Annotated in this window: 20 protein-coding genes and 1 pseudogene; 19 read left to right on the top strand and 2 right to left on the bottom strand. The window is 65.5% G+C overall.

The genetic code is table 11. The features are described 5' to 3' along the window. Window positions 1-295, top strand: a pseudogene (locus AC2EWF_RS04990) (hypothetical protein); the annotation flags it as partial. 186 nt (window positions 296-481) lie between these two features. Here the strand turns inward: AC2EWF_RS04990 and AC2EWF_RS04985 are convergent. Further along, window positions 482-739 (bottom strand): hypothetical protein, encoded by a 258-nt coding sequence (locus tag AC2EWF_RS04985; RefSeq protein WP_068091472.1) that lies wholly within the window; start codon window positions 737-739, stop codon window positions 482-484. A 162-nt stretch (window positions 740-901) separates the two neighbouring features. Beyond that, window positions 902-1,189, bottom strand: coding sequence for a hypothetical protein (locus AC2EWF_RS04980; protein ID WP_483638229.1), 288 nt, complete (start codon window positions 1,187-1,189; stop codon window positions 902-904). A gap of 358 nt (window positions 1,190-1,547) precedes the next feature. Between AC2EWF_RS04980 and AC2EWF_RS04975 the strand changes: the two genes are divergently transcribed. From AC2EWF_RS04975 to AC2EWF_RS04890, 18 genes are all read left to right on the top strand, one after another. Next, entirely contained in the window at window positions 1,548-1,763 is a 216-nt protein-coding gene (locus AC2EWF_RS04975) for a hypothetical protein (RefSeq protein WP_483638228.1), read from the top strand. Between the two features lie 223 nt (window positions 1,764-1,986). After that, entirely contained in the window at window positions 1,987-2,442 is a 456-nt protein-coding gene (locus AC2EWF_RS04970) for a fasciclin domain-containing protein (protein WP_483638227.1), read from the top strand. Window positions 2,443-2,864: 422 nt separating this feature from the next. After that, window positions 2,865-3,005: a hypothetical protein gene (locus AC2EWF_RS04965; RefSeq protein ID WP_483638226.1), complete on the top strand. Its 141-nt coding sequence runs from the start codon at window positions 2,865-2,867 to the stop codon at window positions 3,003-3,005. A 357-nt stretch (window positions 3,006-3,362) separates the two neighbouring features. Beyond that, on the top strand, window positions 3,363-3,689 hold the full coding sequence (locus tag AC2EWF_RS04960; protein ID WP_483638225.1) for a cupredoxin domain-containing protein: 327 nt from the start codon (window positions 3,363-3,365) through the stop codon (window positions 3,687-3,689). A gap of 9 nt (window positions 3,690-3,698) precedes the next feature. Further along, window positions 3,699-4,547, top strand: a complete 849-nt coding sequence (locus AC2EWF_RS04955) for an FTR1 family iron permease (RefSeq protein ID WP_483638224.1) — start codon at window positions 3,699-3,701, stop codon at window positions 4,545-4,547. A gap of 81 nt (window positions 4,548-4,628) precedes the next feature. Further along, window positions 4,629-5,396, top strand: coding sequence for a hypothetical protein (locus AC2EWF_RS04950; RefSeq protein ID WP_483638223.1), 768 nt, complete (start codon window positions 4,629-4,631; stop codon window positions 5,394-5,396). A 246-nt stretch (window positions 5,397-5,642) separates the two neighbouring features. Next, window positions 5,643-6,089, top strand: a complete 447-nt coding sequence (locus AC2EWF_RS04945; RefSeq protein WP_483638222.1) for a hypothetical protein — start codon at window positions 5,643-5,645, stop codon at window positions 6,087-6,089. A gap of 77 nt (window positions 6,090-6,166) precedes the next feature. After that, the gene (locus AC2EWF_RS04940; protein ID WP_483638221.1) at window positions 6,167-7,453 is read left to right on the top strand and encodes a TolC family protein; all 1,287 of its coding nucleotides are present in this window, start codon (window positions 6,167-6,169) and stop codon (window positions 7,451-7,453) included. Further along, a complete protein-coding gene (locus AC2EWF_RS04935) occupies window positions 7,450-8,730 on the top strand; it encodes an efflux RND transporter periplasmic adaptor subunit (protein ID WP_483638220.1) in 1,281 nt (426 codons plus the stop codon). Before AC2EWF_RS04940 ends, AC2EWF_RS04935 begins: the two co-directional genes overlap by 4 nt. Beyond that, window positions 8,727-11,906, top strand: a complete 3,180-nt coding sequence (locus tag AC2EWF_RS04930; RefSeq protein WP_483638219.1) for an efflux RND transporter permease subunit — start codon at window positions 8,727-8,729, stop codon at window positions 11,904-11,906. Before AC2EWF_RS04935 ends, AC2EWF_RS04930 begins: the two co-directional genes overlap by 4 nt. Continuing rightward, window positions 11,903-12,256, top strand: a complete 354-nt coding sequence (locus AC2EWF_RS04925) for a copper-binding protein (protein WP_027483919.1) — start codon at window positions 11,903-11,905, stop codon at window positions 12,254-12,256. Before AC2EWF_RS04930 ends, AC2EWF_RS04925 begins: the two co-directional genes overlap by 4 nt. 151 nt (window positions 12,257-12,407) lie before the next feature. After that, on the top strand, window positions 12,408-15,368 hold the full coding sequence (locus AC2EWF_RS04920) for a Tn3 family transposase (protein WP_483638218.1): 2,961 nt from the start codon (window positions 12,408-12,410) through the stop codon (window positions 15,366-15,368). Window positions 15,369-15,495: 127 nt separating this feature from the next. Beyond that, window positions 15,496-16,020, top strand: coding sequence for a hypothetical protein (locus AC2EWF_RS04915; RefSeq protein WP_483638217.1), 525 nt, complete (start codon window positions 15,496-15,498; stop codon window positions 16,018-16,020). A 220-nt stretch (window positions 16,021-16,240) separates the two neighbouring features. Further along, entirely contained in the window at window positions 16,241-17,137 is an 897-nt protein-coding gene (locus tag AC2EWF_RS04910) for a DNA-binding protein (RefSeq protein ID WP_483638216.1), read from the top strand. 372 nt (window positions 17,138-17,509) lie between these two features. After that, on the top strand, window positions 17,510-17,923 hold the full coding sequence (locus AC2EWF_RS04905; protein WP_483638215.1) for a universal stress protein: 414 nt from the start codon (window positions 17,510-17,512) through the stop codon (window positions 17,921-17,923). 21 nt (window positions 17,924-17,944) lie between these two features. Continuing rightward, window positions 17,945-18,487, top strand: coding sequence for a cytochrome b (locus tag AC2EWF_RS04900; RefSeq protein ID WP_483638214.1), 543 nt, complete (start codon window positions 17,945-17,947; stop codon window positions 18,485-18,487). Window positions 18,488-18,583: 96 nt separating this feature from the next. Next, a complete protein-coding gene (locus AC2EWF_RS04895; protein WP_483638213.1) occupies window positions 18,584-19,315 on the top strand; it encodes an ABC transporter ATP-binding protein in 732 nt (243 codons plus the stop codon). Further along, complete coding sequence (locus AC2EWF_RS04890) at window positions 19,312-21,678, top strand: ABC transporter permease (RefSeq protein WP_483638212.1); 2,367 nt, start codon at window positions 19,312-19,314, stop codon at window positions 21,676-21,678. The genes AC2EWF_RS04895 and AC2EWF_RS04890 overlap by 4 nt, the downstream gene beginning before the upstream one ends. Window positions 21,679-21,682: the final 4 nt, after the last annotated feature.

Genomic DNA, 21,682 nt, shown 5'->3' with positions numbered 1-21,682 from the left:
CGATGACAGGAGACGTGCGCCCGCAGGGCGGAAAATCGCACTCCACCGCTATCGCAGTGGCCGCCATGCCATAGATCGTGTCTATCAAAAGCAGTGCGGAACCCTGCTTCTCAACAGCCTGCTAGTGTTGTTCGTGCTTACCCTACGCGATCTGGGCTCGACGCGCACCAGCGCGTATTTTTCAACGGCGCCGTTCATGGGTGCAGCGATCGCGATCCTAGCCGTCGGCGACCATGCCTCGCCGACGTTCTGGATGGCGGCGGTGTTATGGGCGCGGGCGTATGGCTCCACCTGACCGAGCACCACGAGCACCTGAACCCCCAAGAAGCGATATCCCACACCCGTCGCCATGTGCACGATGCGTATCACCAGCATGCACACGATTTCGAATTGGATGGTCATGAACCGCATGCGCACCCGGACACCCACTGGGGCAATCTTTCGGAAGGTGCAATGGCTCTTTCGATCGGCAGGCATGCGCCTAGCTCGATTGCACCCAGGTCAGCTCAATGTCGTCCTTCACCACGTCATCGACTTCTTCCACCGGAATGCCGAGCAGTTCATTGATGTGGCCGTGGCGCATGCCGAAGAAGAGGCCGTTACGTCGGTAGGTGGCGCTCCAGGTGATACGGTCGACGTTGGCATGGTTGTACTCACCTTCATAAGTGAAACCATTGGTGGTCTTGCCGGAAACGCTGGTCATGATGGTTGCCTTTGGAATGATGTCGTGGTCCAGCATGCTCCTTTATTGGGCCGCGTGGGGAGGGCGCGCACTTGGGGGCGTGCACGAATCGATTCGGCGCAGCGCAACGGGATGAGATGCGGCCGCCGTGCGAGTTGAGCGGCATGCGATCGGATGCGATGGACTCTTGATGAGCACCGCAGGGAACGGTGCGGGCTGTTAGCGTTTGCCGGGCTCGGGCTCGGGCTCGTAAGGCGTGGCGCCATCGTCGTCCATGCGATCGACATCCTGGGCGTGGTGATCGATTTCACGCCGTTCGGCGGGGTCCGTCTTGGGCGTAGGTGGGGCAAAGCCGCTCGTCTGCGGTGCCCATGGCCATGCCACCGACGGATGATGCCGCAGAGACCAGTGATCGTACTGCTCGACATCGGTTGCGGCGGGGTGCGGTTCAAAGCTGAGCTTGTGGGGGAAGAAGTACAGCGCGTTCGTCTGGTTGAGGGCGTACATGGTGATTGCCTTTGAGTGTGAACTTGTCTGCGACAAGACATAAGCGGGTGCTGGCCCGCGGCTCCGACACGGTCGGAGGGAACTCAGTGGCGTCGAAAGATGAAACGTAGTCTGAGGCGTCCGGAACGAACCCGCAGGCGCTCCGGTGTACAAGCAACATGCGCTTGCCGCTGTTACACGGCTGTGATGCGCGATCGCGCCATCGGTGGCTATCGCTATTCGTTGCTCACCGTGTGCCTTGGCGTCCATGTGCACGGTTGCGGTTACAGCCAGCTAACAGCGGACGGCGCATAGTGATTGCGCTGGCAGTAATTGGCTTGCCGCCCGACAGTCCCGGTATGCGGCTGAGGCCAACACCATGAACACGCATCTCGAAATTCGCCCGCATCCGCCCTGGTATGTGCGCAGCTGGGTCGCGCGCCTGCACCGCCTGCTCAGGCAATCTGAAGCGGAGGCAACGCGCGTCACCGCCGTACCGACGAGCCTGCGGCAGCGACTACTGGCCGCGCAGGACCAGAAGAAGAGCGAACAACGAACGCGCATGCTCGCGCTGCTTCAAAGGGTGAAAAAGTAAAGCCGGAGCGAACCGGGTGATCCGCGTCTGCCGCATCACGTTACGCGCAGCTAACAACACCACGCGCATGCTGCTTGGGCACCAGGAGGCACGTCGCTCCTGTCACGCCTCAGCCTCGCGGTACTCTCCCTAACGCCACTGAGTACACCCCCGGATCCAACCGGGGCTGCGGTTTCGGCCGCCCAGGATCTGCGCTTGCAGACCATCACTCATAGGCAACTCCATGAACACCACTGTCAACAACGTTCGTACCGGCAATCTCATCGACTCGGCTGCTGCCAATGGCTCCTTCAAAACCCTGTGCAAGGCGCTGGATGCCGCCGATCTGACTCAGGTGTTGAAGGGTGCTGGCCCTTACACCATTTTCGCCCCCACCGACGAAGCCTTCGGCAAGCTGCCGCAAGGCACGCTGGACAACTGGCTCAAGCCGGAGAACAAGGCCGAGTTGATCTCGGTGCTGAAGTACCACATCCTTCCCGGCCGCGCGTCGGCCGCCGATGTGGGCACGTTCAGCCATCCGAAAATGATGCAGGGTCTGTCGACCCATATCGCCAAGGACGGTGACCGCGTCACCATCGACGGTGCCCATTTGGTCAGCGCGGACATCGCCTCGAGCAATGGTGTGATCCACGCGATCGATGCAGTGATCCAGCCGCCGAAGGCGGCCTTAAAGCACTGATCCACCGACGCAAGTCGATTCATCTGGCGCGCACGGCGAGCGGATCGCTCGCCACGCACCGTCAGCCATGCATCCGGAAGCCCGCCTTGTGCGGGCTTTTGCGTTGGACCCTTGGCTGGACTGCCTGCTGCACGCGGCACGCGCTGCCGTTTGCCGTCCCCTCTGCCTGTCTAAGCCGGGCGTGTCCTAGTCTTGCTGTGTCATGAATCACGTTCCCTTGGGCGTGCGCAGCACGGACATCGGTCGAGTTGTTGAGCGATGAAGCGTGCGAGCAGGTATCGCAGTGTCGGGACGGAGTCGGGAACGTGGCACTGTATGTGTCCGGCTGGAGCATGGTCGCCTTCCTGGAGAAGCTGCCCGGCATGACGCCGGCCGAGCACAAGGCGATCGTGGCCAGGGCGCCGCCCGACTAGGATATGGACATGGGCGAAGGCAGCAGCCACAGCCACGGGAACGGCGATGCGCACGCATCCGGTGCGCCGGTCATGAAGGGCTTGGACATCAGCGGCATGGATATGCCAGGTCAGGGCGCCGCTTCCGCACCGTCACCTGCGGCAACCTGATCGGTCGGCGCGAAGCCGTCCAGTGACGGGCACGCACATCTATAACGGTACGCGGGATCGACGCCAGATTTCTACGGCGTCGACCGTGCCAATGGCGGCAATGCCGGCGGTGCCGCTAAGGCTTGCTGAAGCCAAGGTGCAGTGTGATTTTGTCACCGGCTTTCAGGTGTGCCATCGAGGCCGGAGGCAAATGCAGCGTGAGGCCCATGCGGCGGCATTCACCTTCACGATGCCGGTTTTGGCATGGACGGACGTCACGGTGGCGGGCATGGTTCGTAATCGGGTACCCATTGACACAATAATGCGAACAATTATTATTTACTAAACCACCATCCTCTCTGCTGGCTGCCTGCTCCCATGAAGCTGCTTCTGTCTGCGATCCTGCTCTGTGCCGCACTCCCGTGCTTGGCAGCGACTGCCGTACCCGAATTCACGCTGGTCATCCGCAACCATACCTATCAACCGACGACGTTGAAGGTACCTGCCAACACTAAGTTCAAACTGCTGGTGCGCAACGAGGACACCACACCCTCCGAGTTCGAAAGCAACGACTTCAACCGCGAGCAGATCGTGCTGCCGGGCACAACGGCGGTCGTCTTCGTCGGCCCGCTGGATCGTGGGAGCTACACCTTCTTTGATGATTTCCACCGCGCCACCGGCAACGGCGTGCTGGTCGTGCAGTGAGCCGCTGACATGCTTGGCATTGCATTGCTGGTATTTCGCGAGGTGCTCGAAGCGGCGCTGATCGTCACGATCGTGGCGGCCGCCACCCGCGGTGTGCCGCGGCGTGGCATCTACATCGGCGGCGGCATCGCACTGGGTGCAGTGGGTGCGATGGTGGTGGCTGGCTTCGCCGGCATCATCGAGCAGGCGGTGAATGGCGCCGGGCAGGAATTGTTCAACGCGGGCGTGTTGTTGGCGGCGGTGCTCATGATCGGCTGGCACGTCGTGTGGATGTCCAGCCATGGCCGTGAACTGGCGCAGCAGATGCAGGCGGTCGGGCATGCCGTGAAGGCCGGTTCCAGCTCGCTCACCATGCTGCTGGCGGTAGTGGCGCTGGCCGTGCTACGCGAGGGATCAGAAGTCGTGTTGTTTCTGTACGGCATGGCCGCGGGTGGCGCAAGCATTGGCGATCTCCTGGCTGGTGTGCCGCTGGGTCTGGTCGGCGGCATGGCGGTTGGCTACGCCCTGTATTTCGGTCTGCTGCGCATTCCGTTGCGCCATTTCTTCAGCGCAACGAATGGGATGCTGGTGCTGCTTGCTGCCGGGCTCGCATCCACCGCTGCGCGTTTCCTGACACAGGCCGACTGGCTGCCCACGTGGGGGTCCCAGTTGTGGAACAGCTCGGCGCTGCTCAGCAACGGCTCAGTGCTGGGACAGGCACTGCATATTCTGGTCGGCTACGACGCACGCCCGAGTGGCATCCAAATCGTGTTCTACCTGATTACCGTGTTGCTGCTCGTGATGGGCATGCTTCTGGCGCCGCGTCTTGCGGCAAGGCACGCGACGTTGCCGGTGGCCGCCGCCAGTCAGCCGTCCTGAATCCCTGTGCGGTCATGCGTACCCATCACCCTAGGCGGTGGGCGTAGCCGCTTGCGCCCCGAATCCTGTGTGAGTTTCCCGATGACCCGTCTGGTCCGCTCAATGCATGCCTCATCCGTCCAGAACAAACGCCTTCTTGCCGTCGCTTGCCTCGCCATCGCCTGCACGGCCGGTGCGCAACAGGCGAATGCCGACGACTTCATCGTGTATTCGCCGCACGTGGTGGCGACGCAGAGCGAGATCGAGCTGCGCGGGTACCAGTACGATGATCCGCGCGCGGGCTACCACGACGGAAGCGCCGCCGAGCTCTCGCTTGCACACACCTTCAACAGCTGGTGGAAGGCTGAGCTGTATGTCGCCAAGTACCAGAAGGTGCCGGGCGAGGGCGAGCACCTGCTGGGTTACGAGTTCGAAAATACCTTCCAGCTCACGCCACCCGGCGAGTACTGGGCCGATTTCGGATTCCTTGCCGCCTACGAGCACAACACGCGCTCCGGCGCGCCGGACACCGCCGAGTTCGGTCCCCTGATCGAAAAGACGGCAGGTCGTTTCACCCACACGGTCAACCTGATCTGGGAAAAGCAGCTGGGTGCCGGCGCCGCAGGCAAGTACGAGTTCCGTTACAGCTACCAAGGCACTTACACAGTGTCCTCGGCGTTTCGTCCGGGCATCGAGGCGTACGGCCGTCCCAGCGACCATGCCTATCAGGCGGGCCCCGTCGTCGCCGGCGATTGGCACATCCCCGATACGACCGGCGAGATTGAATACCGGCTTGGCATGGTGTTCGGCATCAACGCCAAGGCGCCACGCCGCACCGTGCTGGCACAAGTCGAATACGAGTTCTTCTAAACAGCGGGAGTCCCCGAGAAGCGCCTACTCAGCGTTCGGTGATCCTCTTGTCTGCTGAGGTGTTGCTCGCCACGACGTTCCCAAGTTCTGTGGCACGATGGGTTCGTGGGGGCACTGTCTTACAAGGTTTCCTCGCTATTGACTTCAGTCAAATGAACCGTTCCTCGCTCAGCGGTAACCTTGCAACACCAAGCGACGAATGGATATCGCGGGATCTCCGCCACTACCTGGCATGGAAACAACGATGTGACATGGCTTGATCGACCTTCCCGTGGTGGCCGCTCCTGGCGGCTGAACGTGTTGCGTCGCCGCCAGTTCGTCCGCTGGCTGCTCGCGTTCTCGGTGCTGGTCATGCTGGGCCAGCAGACGGCCATGGCCGCCTACGCCTGCATGGCAACGCCATCGGCGATGCAGGCAATGAGTGCGACCAAGGCGATGGGTCCTGGTTGCCCGGCGATGCATCCGCGGGCACAGCGGGCGGTCTGCCTCAACCACTGCAGCACCCAGGCCACGGCACCCGTGGATGCGCATGTCACGTCGGTACCACCGAGCGGATTGACTGCGCTGCCGCCCCTGTCCCTGGAGTTGGCCTCCAACGGCGGTCCTTCCAGTCGCGCGTCCGAGCGGTGGTATCGCCAGCAGGCGTCCCCGCCGCATCCCCCTCGTCTGTTGTTCTGCTCACTCCAGATCTAGTTCGCCCTCGGTAGGGACCGAGGCGTCGTCGTGCCCGCGCGGCCGACGGCCGGCTGAACTGTCTGGAGTACGTCTTGATGTCTTCCATTTTTGCTACCCGGCGCGGCGTCGCGCCGGTGATGGCGCTGGCTTTACTGGGCTCGTGCGCCGCTGCTTCCTATGCCGAGGCGCCGCCGCTGAGCTTGCCGGCCGCGGTGGCTCAAGGGGTGCAACACGCCCCGCTGCTCGACGCCCGGCGTGCGGAGATCGAGGCGACGCGCGAGGATGCCGTCCGTGCCGGCCGTCTGCCCGATCCGTCGCTGACCTTCGGCGTGTCGAACTTTCCAGTGACCAGCCCCGGTGCCTTCAGCCTGCGCTCGGACGGCATGACCATGCGCACCATCGGCGTGATGCAGACGATTCCGTCCCACGCCGCGCGGGCGGCCGAGCGTTCTCTGGCCAATGCCCAGGTCGATGCCGCCGAGGCCGAGCGGACCGCTACCGGGCAGGCGGTGCGCGAGCGTGTGGCTGATGCCTGGATCGGCGTGTGGGCGGCCACCCGGCAACGCACTTTACTGGAGGCCCTTCGCAACGAGAGCAACCTCGCCGTGCAGGTCGCCAAGGCCCGGCTGCGTGGCGGCACCGGAAGTGCGGCCGACGTGCTGGCGGCAAAGTCCGAGGTGCTGAACCTGGCTAATCGGATCGAGGCGGCCGACGCGGATCTGCAGGCGGCGCGGGCGTCCCTGCAACGCTGGCTGGGTGATGCGCCGACTGCCCTGGCCGAAGCCCCGGACTTCGGCCAGTTGCCGGTCGCCCCGGACCGGTTGGAGCACGACACCGACCAGCAGGCACCGATGCAGGCCTGGCAGGCACGCGAACAGGTCGCCGATGCGGCGTTGGCGCGCGCACGTGCTTCCAAGCATCCGGACTGGAGTGTGGACGTCACCTACGGTCACCGGGCGCCGTACCTGTCGGACATGGTGATGGTGCAGTTCGGCGTGACCCTGCCGTTGTTTGCACGTAACCGGCAGGATCCCGATATCAGCGCCAGACAGGCGCAACGCGATGCGGTCGAGTTCGCACACGAGGATGCCCTTCGTGCACAACGCGCGACCGTCGCACGCGATATCGCAACCTGGCAGGGGTGGGGCCGGCAGATCGCACGCGACCGCGACACGCTGTTGCCGTTGGCGCGCGACCGCAGTCGGGTCGCGCTGGCCGCGTACCGCGGCGGCGGCACATTGCAACCGTGGCTGGACGCCCGCCGCGACGAGATCGCGCTGCGCCTCGACTACACCGACGCGCTGGTTGCGCGGGCCCGCGCCTGGGCGGCCCTGGCTTACCTACTGCCCACCTCCACTCCGTCGTCGGAGCACCGGCCATGAAACGTATCGTGATTGTGATCGGCGCACTGGCGGGTGCCGCCGTCCTGCTCGCCTTGGGGTATGTCGGTGGCCGCCATGCCGGGACCACGCCACCCCGAGCCAACGCCGCCGCCACGGCACAGGGCTCGCCACGCAAGGTGCTGTACTGGTACGACACCATGGTGCCGAACCAGCACTTCGATCATCCGGGCCGGTCGCCGATGGGCATGCCCCTGGTACCCCGATACGCGGATGAAGGAGGCACCGACCAGGGCGTGGTGCGCATCGATCCGGCGACCGTGCAAAACCTGGGCGTACGTACGGAGCCGGTCGTGCGTCGCGTTCTGGCTGCCCACCTGGAGGTGCCTGGCACCGTGGGTTGGAACCTGCGGGACGCCGTCACCGTGAGCGCGCGGACCGACGCGGTGGTGGCGCGACTCGACGTGCGCGCGCCGTATACCGCCGTCAAGGTTGGGCAACCGTTGGCCGAACTGCTGGCACCCTCATGGAACAGCGCGATCGCTGAATACCGCGCGTTGCAGCACACACGGTCCAGTGACGCGCAGGCGCTGCGCGCCGCGGCACGGCAGCGGCTGCAGGTATTGGGCCTCACCGCGGCCGACATCGCCTCGGCACGCGACGGCCGCATCACGCTGCACGCGCCGCAGGACGGCGTGGTCACGGCCCTGGACGTGCGCGAAGGCCAGCAGGTCGGGGCCGGTCAGACGCTGATGACGCTCAACGGCCTGTCCACCGTGTGGGTGGAGGCGGCACTGCCGCAGGCCATGGCGGGCATCGTGCGCGCAGGCACGCCGGTGACCGTGCGTACGACGGCCTTGCCTGGCCACGTGTTCCGCGGCCAGGTGGAAACCCTGCTGCCGGACATCGACGCCACGACACGCACTGAGCAGGCCCGCATCGTGCTGGCCAATCCCGGTGACGCATTGAGCCCGGGCATGTTCGTCGACGTGGGCCTGCAACCGGCCTCGGGTCCACCGGTGCCAGTCGTCCCCGACGGTGCCGTGATCGCGACCGGCAGCGCAACGCCGCGGGTGATCGTGGCGGAAGGCGACGGCCGCTTCCGACCGGTCGCGGTGCGCCTGGGCCGGTCGGCCGGCGGCTATACCGAGGTGCTGGTCGGCCTGGTCGGCGGCGAACGCGTGGTGGTGTCCGGTCAGTTCCTGATCGATTCGGAGGCAAGCCTGTCCGGCGCACTGCAACGGCTGCAGACGGAGGCGCCGGCACCCGCGGCGAGTGCCGCGATGCCGGGCACGTCCCTGCCGGAGCCGCGGCCATGATCGGCGCGCTGATCCGCGCGGCGATCCGGTACCGCATCTTCGTGCTGCTGGCCGCGCTGGGGCTGGCGGCGGTGGGCGTGTTCTCCGTCTGGCATACGCCGATCGACGCACTGCCGGATCTCTCGGACACCCAGGTGATCATCCGCACCCCGTATCCGGGCCAGTCGCCGCAGGTGGTGGAGGACCAGGTGACCTATCCGCTGGCCACCACGATGCTGTCGGTACCCGGGGCGACCACGGTGCGTGCGTACTCGTTCTTCGGCGACTCCTACGTGGACGTGCTGTTCAACGACCACACGGATCTCTATTGGGCGCGCTCGCGAGTACTGGAGTATCTGAGCCAGGCGCGCAGCCAGCTGCCGGCCGGCGTCGATCCCGCGCTCGGCCCGGACGCTACCGGGCTGGGCTGGATCTACGAATACGCCTTGGTCGACCGCACGGGCCGGCACGACCTCGGCCAGCTCACCGCGCTGCAGAACTGGACGCTGCGCTTCCAGCTGAAAACCGTGCCCGGCGTGGCCGAGGTGGCCACCCTGGGCGGGATGGACCGTGCGTGGCAGATCGTGCCCGATCCCCAGGCGCTGGCCGCGCGCGGTCTCACCGTGGCGCAGTTGGTCGATGCCGTACGTGCCGCCAATGGCGCGAACGGCGGGTCGGTCATCGAACAGGGCGAGGCTGAGCTGATGGTGCGCAGCGAGGGCTATCTCAAAACCCGCAAGGCCTTCGAGAACGTACCCATCGTCACCAACGCGAACGGCGTGCCGGTACGGCTACGCGACGTGGCCACCGTGCGGCGGGGCCCGGTCTTCCGCCGCGGTATTGCCGAACTGGACGGCCAGGGCGAAGTGGTCGGGGGCATCATCGTGATGCGCTCGGGTGCGAACGCGAAGGCCACCATCGCGGCGGTCAAGGCTCGCCTGGCTCAGATTCGGCGCAGCCTTCCGCCGGGGGTGGACATCGTGCCCACCTACGATCGCTCGCAGCTGATCGATGCTGCGGTTCAAAACCTCAGGGACAAGCTGCTGGAAGAGTTCCTGATCGTCGGGCTGGTCTGCGCACTGTTCCTCGGCCACCTGCGTTCGGCGCTGGTGGCCGTCGTCACCCTGCCGCTAGGCGTGCTGGCCGCGTTCATCGTGATGAACCTGCAGGGCGTCACGGCGAACCTGATGTCGCTGGGCGGCATTGCCATCGCCATCGGCGCGATGGTGGACGCGGCGATCGTGATGATCGAGAACACCCACAAGCACCTGGAGCACTGGCGCGACGGGCACGACGGTGCGGAGCCGCGAGGCGAGGCCCGCTGGTCGCTGATCGCCGACGCCACCGTGGAAGTGGGGCCGGCGCTGTTCGTCAGTCTCCTGGTGATCGCACTGTCGTTCGTACCGGTGTTCGCGCTGCAGGGTCAGGAAGGCAAGCTCTTCAAGCCGCTGGCGTTCACCAAGACCTACGCCATGGCGGCCGCGGCGGGCCTGGCCATCACCCTGGTGCCGGTGCTGATGGGCTACCTGGTGCGCGGGCGCATCCGAGCGGAGCGGGCCAATCCGCTCAACCGGTGGCTCACGGCGCTGTACGCGCCGATCCTCGATGCCGTGCTGCGCTGGCCGAAGACCACCTTGGCGTTGGCGGGCCTGCTGCTGCTCACGGCGCTGGTGCCGCTCAGCCGGCTAGGCAGCGAGTTCATGCCCGCCATGGACGAGGGGACGCTCCTGTACATGCCCACCGCCTTGCCGGGACTGTCGGCCGGCAAGGCATCGCAGCTGCTGCAGCTGACGGATCGCATGATCAAGACCGTACCCGAGGTAGCCCACGTATTCGGCAAGGCGGGCCGCGCGGACACCGCCACCGACCCGGCGCCGCTGGAGATGTTCGAGACCACGATCACCTTCAAGCCGAAGGATCAGTGGCGCCCCGGCATGACGATGGCCAGGATCAAGGCCGCGCTGAACCAGGCCGTCCATGTGCCGGGGCTGACGAACCTGTTCGTGCCGCCGATCCGCAACCGCATCGACATGCTCTCCACCGGCATCAAGAGTCCCATCGGCATCAAGGTGCTGGGCACCGATCTGGCGGCACTGCAATCGGTGGCCGATCGCATCGAGGCCGTCGCACGCACCGTGCCCGGTGTGCGCTCGGCGATCGCCGAGCGCCCGGCCAGTGGCCGCTACGTCGACGTGCACATCCATCGGGACGCGGCGGCGCGTTACGGACTGACGCAGGATCAGGTGCAGCAGTTGATCGCCACCGTGGTCGGTGGCGATCCCATCGGCCAGAGCATCGAGGGGCGCGAGCGCTTTCCGATCGTGGTGCGCTACCCGCGGGTGGACCGCGACTCGGTACAGGCGTTGCGGCAACTGCCGATCGTGGTGGCCAACGGCGCCCAGCTCACGCTGGGCCAGATCGCCGACATCACGGTCGCGGCGGGACCGTCGATGCTGAAGAGCGAAGACGGCCAGCTGGCCACCTACGTCTACGTCGACACCGATAGCAGCAACCTCGGTGGCGTGGTCGCCCGGCTCCAGCGCGCGGTGGCGCAACAGGTCACGCTGCCCGCCGGCGTCACGCTGGACTGGTCGGGCCAGTTCCAGTACCTGGCCCGCGCCGCCCAGCGGCTCCGGCTGGTGGTGCCGGTGGCCTTGCTCATCGTCTTCGTGCTGATCTACGCCGTGTTCCGGCGCGCGGTCGAGGCGGCCCTGATCATGGCGAGTGTGCCGCTGGCGCTGGTCGGCGGTCTATGGCTGGTCTGGCTGCTGGGCCAAGCCGTATCGGTGGCGACGGTCATCGGCTTCATCGCCCTGGCCGGCGTCGCCGCGGAGTTTGGCGTGGTGATGCTGCTTTACCTGCGTCATGCCTGGGATCGGCAACTCGCGGCCAACCCGCAGGCGGGTATCGAGGCGCTGGACGCGGCCATCCGCGAAGGCGCGGTTCAGCGCGTACGACCCAAGGCGATGACGGTGGCCGTAATCCTGGCGGGTCTGTTTCCGATCCTGCTGGGCCATGGCGCCGGCTCTGAAGTCATGCAACGCATCGCCGCCCCCATGATCGGCGGCATGGTGACCGCACCTCTGTTGTCCATGCTCATCCTGCCAGCCGCATTCAGCCTGCTCATGCGGCACCGACTGCGCAAGTCCGCACCAGCCACCCCGACGTTCCACCCACCTCAGGAGATCCAATCATGAAGAAGCAGGTTTTTACCCTGGCCTTTCCCGGTGCGCTGGCCTTGGCCTCGACCGCCGCCTTCGCCCAGCAGATGGATCCGAGCATGCCCGGCATGGCCGGGATGCAACCGGCCAAACCCACCCTGGCGCAGGGCGTGGGGATCGTCAAGGCCATCGACACCGCCAAGGGCACGATCACCCTCCAGCACCAGGCCATCACCGCCATCGGCTGGCCGGCGATGATCATGACCTTCAAGGCCGATCCGCCGCCCCTCCTGCAGAAGGTGAAGGTCGGCGAGTCGGTGCGCTTCACCCTGCACCCGGCCGGCATGGCCAGCACGGTGACGGCGATCACACCGCTGCGGCCCTGAGCAGGCCATGCCGCGGCTCCACATGGGCCTGGTCTATGATCGGGCCTTTATAGCGTGACGGAACGAGCGCTCAGCCCGCGAACAGCGAGTCGCCGCTGGCTGCGGGCTGTTGCCGCGCGTGGCCCCCTTTCCATCGGTACCGAGGCATGGCATGGCTTCGATTGATCGGACTGCATACCCGCAATTCAAACGTAATCCTGTGGTTCGCGAACTCGTCGCGCTGTACACCGTCGACGAGTCCGAGACGGCCTTCATCGTCAAGCATGCACGACAGCCGTCCAGTCGATTAACCCTGGCCATCCTGCTGAAGAGCTTTCAGCGATTGCGCTATTTCCCGGCACTGGATGAGGTGCCCGCAGCCGTACTGAGACATATCAGGGCGTCCCTGAAGTTTCGGATCCAGGTGAAGCCTGCCCAGCCTAGCGCGGTCACGCTGTATCGCTATCACGCATTGATCCGGAAGCACCTGGATTTCCGGCCGTTCGAGGAAGGCGGTCTCGATGTGGCGGCCCGAGCCATGCGAGATGCCGCGGCCATCATGGATCACCCGCCGGATCTGATTAATGTGGGCATCGAGCAGTTGGTCACCGACCGCATCGGTCTGCCAGCCTTCAGTACACTTGATCGGCTGGCGCGACGTGTCCGTGCGCTGGTCAACGGCCAGCTCTTCGCAACCATTGCTCAGCGCCTGACGGCGGACGAGAAGGCACGCCTGGATGGATTGCTACAAGCCGCTGGGAAAGCCGGCAAAAGGCCGCTGCACGAGGTCAAACGCCTCCCCAAGCGCTCATCCTTGAGGCACTTCCAGGAACTGATCGACCACATGGAGCGGCTTGACGCGCTTGTGAACACGGACGCGCCGTTGGTTGGGATACCCGAACTCAAGCGCAAGCATTTCGCGGCAGAGGCGCGTGCACTCGATGCCGCCGAACTCAAAGATTTCCGCCCCGCCAAGCGACATGCTGTCCTGCTTTGCCTGATCCACCGGGCACGGGTACAGGTGCGCGACGATCTGGCGGCGATGTTCATCAAACGCATGAGCAAGATCCATGTACACGGCAAGGAACATCTCGATCGCCTGCGCAGCCAGTACCGGGAGAAGGCCGAGGTGCTGGTGGCAACGATGTCCGATGTGATTCGCGTACTCGCCGAACAACGCAGCGACACAGCTGCCGGTCGTGAGATTCGGCGCCTGGTCGGGCAGCGCGGCAGCATCGATACGCTGCAGGAGGACTGCAACGCGATCGCCGCCCACAGCGGTGACAATTACTTGCCGTTGCTCTGGCCGTACTACAAGAGCCACCGACCCACGCTGCTGCGCATGGTGCGCATCCTCAATCTGAAAAGCACGACGGAAGATCGTTCGTTGATCGATGCCCTGGAGTTGATCCTTGCGCAGGAACGGCAGCGCGGTGATTGGCTGGACGGGCCGATGGATCTGTCCTTCACAACACACTTGTGGCGAAAGACCCTGACGCAGCGCACCGAGGATGGCGAGGAGCGCATTCACCGTCGGCATTTCGAGGTGTGCGTGTTTTCCGCGTTGGCGAACGAACTCAAGTCCGGTGATGTGGCCGTACCGGGATCGGAGGAGTACGCCGACCAAGGCGAGCAGCTATTGAGCTGGGAGGAGTGCGAGCCCCAAGTGGCCGCCTATTGCGCAGAGTTTGGCCTGCCGGCTGACCCGATCACGTTCGTCAACACACTGCAGTCGCGCCTGATGCAGGTCGCCGAGCAAACAGACCAGGAGTACGTCGACAACGGCCAGGTCGTGATCGATGACCAGGGCATGCCGGTTCTCAAGCGCAGCAAGGCCAAAGAGATGAGTAGCCAGGCCAAAGCCCTCGAAACGGCCATTCATGAGCGCCTGCGTGAGCGAAGCGTCATCGATGTGCTATGTGACGTGGGGCACTGGACCAACTGGCATCGTCATTTCGGCCCGCTATCCGGGTCGGACCCGAAGATTGATCAGGCACGCGAGCGTTATGTGCTGACGGCTTTTACCTACGGATGCAACCTGGGCCCCAATCAGGCGGCACGTCATTTCCGTGGGGCTGTCACGGCGCACATGCTGTCGTTCGTCAATCGTCGCCACATCGACGCGAACAAACTGGCCGCCGCATGCCGCGACATCATCAATAGCTACGCTGGCCTTCAATTGCCCAAGCACTGGGGCGACAGCAAGCGTGCCGCGGCAGATGGCACCAAGTACGAGATGTACATTCAGAACAGCCTGGCCTCATACCACATCCGGTACGGTGGTTACGGCGGCATTGCGTACCATCATGTCTCCGACACCTACGTCGCGCTGTTCAGCCACTTCATCCCATGCGGGGTCTGGGAAGCGGTGTACATCATCGATGGCCTGCTCAAGAACACGTCCGACATCCAGCCGGATATCGTGCACGCCGACACCCAAGGGCAGTCGCTTCCCGTCTTCGGGCTCTCATACTTGCTGGGCATCCAGCTGATGCCACGCATCCGAAATTGGCAGGATTACCGGTTCTTCCGGCCCGATACGGATGCCTCCTACGAGCACATCGATGCGCTGTTCCGCGACAGCGTCGATTGGGACCTGATCGAGACGCATTGGAAAGACCTGATGCGCGTCGTATTGTCGATCAAAGCCGGCAAGGTGGCCGCTTCGACCTTGCTGCGGCGCTTGGGCAACAACAGCCGCAAGAACCGGCTTTACCACGCTTTTCGCGCCTTGGGCTCGGCCGTGCGCACGCTCTTCCTGCTGCAGTACATTTCCGACCAAGACCTGCGCGAACAGATCACCGCCTCCACCAACAAGGTCGAGGCCTATAACGGATTCTCGAAATACTTCTTCTTTGGTGGGGAGGGCATCATCGCCGACAACGATCCGGTGGAGCAGGAGAAGGCGGTCAAGTACAACGACCTGGTGGCCAACGCCGTGATCTTCCATAACGTCGTGGAGCAAACCCGCATCATCCGTTCGCTCATGCGGGAAGGCTGGAAGATCACTGCCGAAGATGTGGCCGCGCTCAGCCCTTACATGACGAGCCATATCAAACGCTTTGGAGACTACCTGATCGATGCCGAGGCCGTGCCCGAGCCCTACGAAGCCGAACTGGCCCTGGCTGCTTGAGTGTCGCAGGCGATGGGCACGAGGGTGGTGATTCCGCGCAGCCCATCTCGGCCAGGGGGCGTTCAACCCACGAGACCCGTGCTCGCTATGCTTCAAGCGACGTGGCAGTGGCATGGCAGGAGGTACCGTGGAGCTCTCGGATTTTCATATTGGTCTGGAATTCGTGGCAAGCGCCGGGTTCCGGTGGCGGTGCACCGATGTGGGCACCCGGACCATCTTGGCCATCCAGCTCGATCGGAAGGACCCCGACTGGTACCAGGGGCCGCCGTACATCGCCAGGGAAGTCGTGTTCGATGAGCACGAGATGGCGCGCTGCCACCGGACAAATGTCGATGCAGTGTCAGCCTCTTTGAAAGAGCACCAGACGATGGCACACCCGGGTTATCCCTCAGAGGTCGTGACGCGCATGCTGGAGGCGCGGCACGCCCAGCTTTACCCACACTCGGGCGTGTTGCGCTTCGACCGGTGTCGGCCGGACGGGGAAATCCTCCATCCCTTCGCAGGGCGGCAGGAGGAAGGGGAGTGGATCGTCGAGCTATACCTGCCGTTCCAAGAGGACTATGAGGTCATGCCAGAACGGGACTTCATCGCATTGCCTCGGGTGACGCACGCCGACCTACGGGCTCGCGCGGCGGCCAAGAAAAACGGCTAACTCGTTGCCTCGATGGTGGAATTTCGATTCTGGTTATCAAAATTACACGTATCTCGGCTCAATCCCAGGCTGGACGCGGGTTGCGCGAGGGTCGGAATCGGTGAAATATCTTTCATACTATGTAATGTATACTACGAAATAGGGCGTCTAGCCGCGATAATCATCACTTATCGCGAGTAGAAATCCCAGAGGGCAGGGCGCCGATCGAGGAGACCGTTTCATGCCACGAGGCATCACCCAGGACCAGGTCAACGCGGCCGCGGACAGGCTGGTCGCCGCCGGCGACAAACCGACCGTGGAAAAAGTGCGCGCGGCCTTGGGCACCGGCTCGCCGAACACGATCACGCGCATGCTGGACACGTGGCGCAATGGGTTGGCGGAGCGCCTGCAGAACGTTCTGCAGCTTCCAGAACTCCCGGCGGAGGCCGGGCAGGCCATGACCGCGCTCTGGCAGTTGGCCGTGGCGCAGGCGGAACGCCTCCTCCAAGCCCGGCTGGCCGAGGACCGAGCCGCCCTTTCGGCGAGCGAGGCCCGTCTCCAGGAGGAGCGGGCGCACTGGACGGCCACCTTGGCCGAAGCCGAGACCACGGTGGCCCAAGCCCGGACCCGCCAGGAGCTGGCCGAACATGCCTGCGCCAACTTAGACAGCCAACTTCGCGACAGCCACGCTCTTCGGGAAGATCTGGTGCAGCAGCGTGATCGGTTGCAGGCTGTCATTGATCGGCAGACGGGTGAGCTAGAAACTCTCCAGGCCGAAAGGACCACCCGTTTCGCCGCCGCAGAGCAGGAACGGGAACGCACCGTGGCGTACGTCCGTGCCGTCGAGGATCGAGCCCATCAGGAAATCGACCGCGCCCGGCAAGAAACCAAACAATGGCAGCAGCGCCTCGAAGCGGCCGAACGGAGCCATCGTGAAGCGGCTCAAATGCTTGAGACACGCTGCGAAGCGTTCCACCGGCAACTGCAGACAGCGGAGAAGGAAGTGGCACGCCTATCAGGAAAAACTGCCGCACTCGAAATCTCGCTCGCCAAAGCCAGCGTCCGTCCGAAAGCGAAGCACACTCCTCGATCGGTTGGTTCGTCGAAGACGGCCAAGGCAACGAAAGCCATAAAATGAGTCAACAGCCGGTTGACCAGTTGTGCAACAGGTAGCTGGGGCGGTCCATCGTCCTTGGACACCGATTCCATACAAGCAACTGAAGGTGTTACCTCAGCGTAGGGACGCGGGTTCGCCCAAAAGTAACGCAATCGCTTCGCGGCCCGTAACAAAAACAGTGGTGCCGGCTACAACGACATGACCAGGGTACGGATCATGATCCATGAATTGCGCATAATGTATATTATGTAAAGTAACCAAATACACGGGAACTCCTGGTCTCCCCGCAGCACCGGCACTGCTTCCGCCGCTCGTTGACCCAGGTCAACACGACATCAGGGCTGCACCGTTCTGATGGCGCCGTGGCACCGGAGCCGTGAGGAGGAAGCCCGCATGAAGATCCTGCTGCCGGTGGACGGGAGCAATTACAGCACGCGGGCTGCCCGTTACCTGGTCAGGCATTGGCCTGCCGAAGCCACCGTGACGCTGCTCAACGTGGATCCCCCGTTGCGCCAGTCGATCGCCGGAAGGCTGGATGGCGATAGCGTGGCGCGCTTCCATCTCGACAACGGTATCGCCGCGCTCAAGCCCGCCAGGCGCGTGCTGGCCAAGGCCGGGCATGTGTTCGACGAGTGCCTGCTCGTGGGCGACCCGGGAACCGAGATCGTGCGCGTGGCGCGCCGCGGCCGATACGACCTGATCGTGATGGGATCGCACGGCCGGGGTGTGCTGAGGAGCCTGTTCCTTGGCTCGGTGGTGGTGAAGGTGCTGTCCGTTTCGAACGTACCGGTGCTGGTCGTGCGTTGATGCATGCGGAGGTACATCGCGATGTCCATGCCAAGCAGTCGCTATCCCCTGAGCCTCAGGGCCATTCACTGGCTGACGGTCGTCGCCGTCGTGGCGGCAGCCATCCTGGCTGACCAGGAAGAGCACGAGGGCGATGGCGGCATCGTCGCTTCGAACGTCTCGGGAATGCAGTGGCATTACGCGGCAGGACTTGCAGTACTGCTGCTCCTGATACCGCGCCTCATCGTGCGAATCCGGACGCGGATGCCACCGATCATTCCGTCCCCCGGCTCTTTTACCGCCTTCACCGCGCGCCTGGTGCACTTGGCGCTGTATGTGTTCTTGCTCGTGGAGCCCGTCCTGGGCTGGCTGCGGCTCAGTTACGGCGGGGAGCCGTTGAACCTGCCCTTGCTTGGCTGGCGCCTTCCGGCGCTGGCCCCGCCGGATTTGCAGGCAAAGGAGTTCACCGGAGAGCTCCACGAGGTTCTGGGAAACATCCTCTATGGCCTCATCGCGCTGCATGTGGCCGCAGCCCTCTGGCACCACATCGTGCGGCGGGACAACACGTTGAAAAGAATGCTGTGACAAGTGCCGCGCGACCCGGCTGGCCGGAACGCGGGTTGGACAAGCCGGCGGCGCCCGTCTTGTCGTGGCACCCCATGCACAACCGAGGCCGCCTGCATGCCGCCGCAGTCATCGCTCCCCTCGCCCGCTCCGGTGTTCAGGGCACGAGGCCTGGCCAAGGTCTATCGCATGGGCGAGGTGGAAGTGCACGCTCTGCGCGGAGTGGACCTGGAGCTGTTCCCCGGCGAGTTCGTGGTGCTGCTCGGCCCTTCCGGCAGCGGCAAATCCACCCTGCTGAATATCCTCGGCGGACTGGATGCACCAACCGGTGGCGAGGTCTGGTACGTGGACCACTGCCTAACGGGTGCCGACGACCGCGCGCTCACCCGCTTCCGCCGCGAGCACGTGGGTTTTGTGTTCCAGTTCTACAACCTGATCCCCAGCCTCACCGCCCGCGAGAATGTGGCCATCGTCACCGAACTCGCCGAGCACCCCATGCCGCCGGAGGAAGCGCTGGCGCGGGTCGGCCTGGAGGACCGCATGGACCACTTCCCGGCACAGATGTCCGGCGGCGAGCAGCAGCGTGTGGCGATCGCCCGCGCCATCGCCAAGCGCCCTGCGGTGCTGCTGTGCGACGAACCCACCGGCGCGCTGGACTCGGCCACCGGCGTACGCGTGCTGGAGGCGCTGGAACAGGTGAACATGCAGCTGGGCACCACCACGGTGGTGATCACCCACAACGCCGGCATCGCCGCGATGGCCCACCGCGTGCTGTACCTCGGCGACGGCCGCATCGTGCGCGAGGAGCGGCCGCCCCGGCGGGTGCCGGCGAAGGAGCTGAGCTGGTGAGCGCGCTCACCCGCAAGGGGCTGCGCGACCTGTGGCACATGCGAGCGCAGGCGCTGGCCATCGCCTGGGTGATCGCCGGCGGCGTGGCGACGCTGGTGATGTCGCAGTCCACGTTGGAGTCGCTGGATTCCACCCGCGCGCTGTTCTACCAGGAAGGCGCGCTGGCCGACCTGTGGGCGCCGCTCAAGCGCGCGCCCGACACCCTGCTCCCGCAGCTGGAGGCGATACCCGGCGTGCAGGCGGTGCAGCCGCGCCTGCTGGCGGCGGCCACGCTGGACGTGCCGGGCTTCGGCGAACCGGCGCGCAGCGACGTGGTGTCGCTGCCGATCCGCGGCGGCCAGCCGCTGCTCAACCGCGTGCACCTGACCAGCGGGCGCCTGCCCGATCCGGATGCCGAGGGCGAGATCGTGCTGGGCGAGGCCTTCGCCCAGGCCCACGGACTGCGCGCCGGCGACAGCCTGCACATGATCCTGCGCGGGCACGCGCGCACGGTGCGCATCGTCGGCATCGGTACCTCGCCGGAGTACGTCTACCAGAGCCCGCCCGGCGCCGTGTTCCCCGACTTCCGCCGCTATGCCGTGCTGTGGATGAACCGTCACGCGATGGAGAAGGCGCTGGCGATGGATGGGGCCTTCGACAACCTGGCCTTCCGCCTGTTGCCCGGTGCGCGCCCCGCCGCGGTGGCGGCCAACGTCGACACGCTGCTGGCGCGCTACGGCGGCGTGGGTGCCTACGGCCGCCACGAGCAGACCTCGGCGCGCTACCTGGAAGAAGAAATGCGCCAGCTGCGCACCATGGCCACACTGTTCCCGGCGATCTTCCTGGGCGTGGCCGCCTTCCTGATGCACGTGGTGCTGATGCGCCTGCTGGGCACGCAGCGCGAGCAGATCGGCGTGCTGAAGGCCTTCGGCTACGGCAACCGTACGCTGGCGGGGCACTACCTGGGCATGGCCGCGTGGATCGCCCTTGGCGGCGCGCTGCTCGGCATCGCGCTGGGTGCGGAACTGGGCCGCTGGCTGGCCCACGTATACCAGGAGATCTACCGCTTCCCGTTCCTGGCTTATCGGCTGAGCACGCGCGCAATCGGGCTGGGGCTGGGGGTGAGCCTGGCGGCCGCCAGCGGCGGCGCGCTGATGGCACTGCGCGCCGCCGCCGCGCTGCCGCCGGCCGAGGCCATGCGCGCGCCCGCGCCCACCCGCTTCGGGCCGACCCTGCTGGAACGGCTGGGCTTCCAGCGCTGGCTGTCGCCCGCCGCGCGCATCGCCCTGCGCGACCTGGAACGCCGGCCCGGCCGCGCGCTGTTCACCGTGGCCGGCCTGGCGATGGCCTGCGCGGTGATGATGGTGGGCCGCTTCCAGGGCGACTCGGTGCAACGCATGGTGGACGTGCAGCTGAGCATCGCGCAGACCCACGACATCGAGGTGAGTTTCGTCGAGCCGGCGCCGCGGCGTGCGGTGTTCGAGCTGGCGGCGCTGCCCGGCGTGCGCGAGGCCGAGCCGCTGCGCTCGGTACCGGTGCGCCTGGCGCACGGCCTGCGCTCCTACCGCACCAGCATCGAGGGCATACCGGCCGGTGCGCGCCTGCGCCGGCCGATCGACGCGCGCCTGCGGCCGGTGCAGCCGCAGGGCGACGGCGTGCTGCTCACCGACTACCTGCAGCAAATGCTGGACCTCAAGCCCGGCGACCGCGTGGAGGTGCAGGCGCTGGAAGGCCACCGCCGCCTGCGCGAAGTGCCGGTGGCCGGCTTCGTGCACGAATACATCGGCGCGCGCGGCTACATGGACCTGGACGCGCTGGACCGCCTGCTGGGCGACGGCGACGTGGTCTCCGGCGCGCTGCTGGGCGTGATACCAGGCGCCGCGCCGGACGTCTACGCGCGCCTGGACCGGCGGCCGTGGGTGGCCGGCGTCGCCTCGCGCCTGGCCTCGGTGCGCAGCTTCTACGCCACCATGGGCGAGAGTCTGCTGGTGTTCACCCTGGTGGCGGCGCTGCTGGGCGCGGTGATCAATTTCGGCGTGGTGTACAACGCCGCGCGCATCAGCCTGTCCGAGCGCGGGCGCGAGCTGGCCAGCCTGCGCGTGCTGGGCATGACGCGCGGCGAGGTGGGCGCCCTGCTGCTGGGCCAGCTCGGCCTGCTGGTGGCGGTGTCGCTGCCGTTCGGCCTGGCCGCCGGCTGGTTGCTGTGCTGGCTGATGGCGCTGGGTTTCCAGTCCGAGCTGTTCCGCGTGCCGGTACAGCTCACCACGGCTACCTACGCCTTCGCGGCGCTGACCGTGCTGGGCGCCAGCGCGGTGTCGGCGCTGCTGGTCTACCGGCGCATCGCCGGGCTGGACCTGGTCGCCGTACTCAAGACGCGGGAGTGAGCCG

The organism is Rhodanobacter sp. sgz306013, from assembly GCF_057031145.1.
The sequence above is the reverse complement of the archived record's forward strand: the minus strand, read 5'-3'. Positions and strand labels throughout refer to the sequence as shown.

What these genes read in the sequence shown, in the direction of transcription:
- AC2EWF_RS04985 (WP_068091472.1), bottom strand. Translation starts at nt 739, where the DNA reads ATGCTGGACCACGACATCATTCCAAAGGCAACCATCATGACCAGCGTT.
- AC2EWF_RS04980 (WP_483638229.1), bottom strand. Translation starts at nt 1,189, where the DNA reads ATGTACGCCCTCAACCAGACGAACGCGCTGTACTTCTTCCCCCACAAG.
- AC2EWF_RS04975 (WP_483638228.1), top strand. Translation starts at nt 1,548, where the DNA reads ATGAACACGCATCTCGAAATTCGCCCGCATCCGCCCTGGTATGTGCGC.
- AC2EWF_RS04970 (WP_483638227.1), top strand. Translation starts at nt 1,987, where the DNA reads ATGAACACCACTGTCAACAACGTTCGTACCGGCAATCTCATCGACTCG.
- AC2EWF_RS04965 (WP_483638226.1), top strand. Translation starts at nt 2,865, where the DNA reads ATGGGCGAAGGCAGCAGCCACAGCCACGGGAACGGCGATGCGCACGCA.
- AC2EWF_RS04960 (WP_483638225.1), top strand. Translation starts at nt 3,363, where the DNA reads ATGAAGCTGCTTCTGTCTGCGATCCTGCTCTGTGCCGCACTCCCGTGC.
- AC2EWF_RS04955 (WP_483638224.1), top strand. Translation starts at nt 3,699, where the DNA reads ATGCTTGGCATTGCATTGCTGGTATTTCGCGAGGTGCTCGAAGCGGCG.
- AC2EWF_RS04950 (WP_483638223.1), top strand. Translation starts at nt 4,629, where the DNA reads ATGACCCGTCTGGTCCGCTCAATGCATGCCTCATCCGTCCAGAACAAA.
- AC2EWF_RS04940 (WP_483638221.1), top strand. Translation starts at nt 6,167, where the DNA reads ATGTCTTCCATTTTTGCTACCCGGCGCGGCGTCGCGCCGGTGATGGCG.
- AC2EWF_RS04935 (WP_483638220.1), top strand. Translation starts at nt 7,450, where the DNA reads ATGAAACGTATCGTGATTGTGATCGGCGCACTGGCGGGTGCCGCCGTC.
- AC2EWF_RS04930 (WP_483638219.1), top strand. Translation starts at nt 8,727, where the DNA reads ATGATCGGCGCGCTGATCCGCGCGGCGATCCGGTACCGCATCTTCGTG.
- AC2EWF_RS04925 (WP_027483919.1), top strand. Translation starts at nt 11,903, where the DNA reads ATGAAGAAGCAGGTTTTTACCCTGGCCTTTCCCGGTGCGCTGGCCTTG.
- AC2EWF_RS04920 (WP_483638218.1), top strand. Translation starts at nt 12,408, where the DNA reads ATGGCTTCGATTGATCGGACTGCATACCCGCAATTCAAACGTAATCCT.
- AC2EWF_RS04910 (WP_483638216.1), top strand. Translation starts at nt 16,241, where the DNA reads ATGCCACGAGGCATCACCCAGGACCAGGTCAACGCGGCCGCGGACAGG.
- AC2EWF_RS04905 (WP_483638215.1), top strand. Translation starts at nt 17,510, where the DNA reads ATGAAGATCCTGCTGCCGGTGGACGGGAGCAATTACAGCACGCGGGCT.
- AC2EWF_RS04900 (WP_483638214.1), top strand. Translation starts at nt 17,945, where the DNA reads ATGTCCATGCCAAGCAGTCGCTATCCCCTGAGCCTCAGGGCCATTCAC.
- AC2EWF_RS04895 (WP_483638213.1), top strand. Translation starts at nt 18,584, where the DNA reads ATGCCGCCGCAGTCATCGCTCCCCTCGCCCGCTCCGGTGTTCAGGGCA.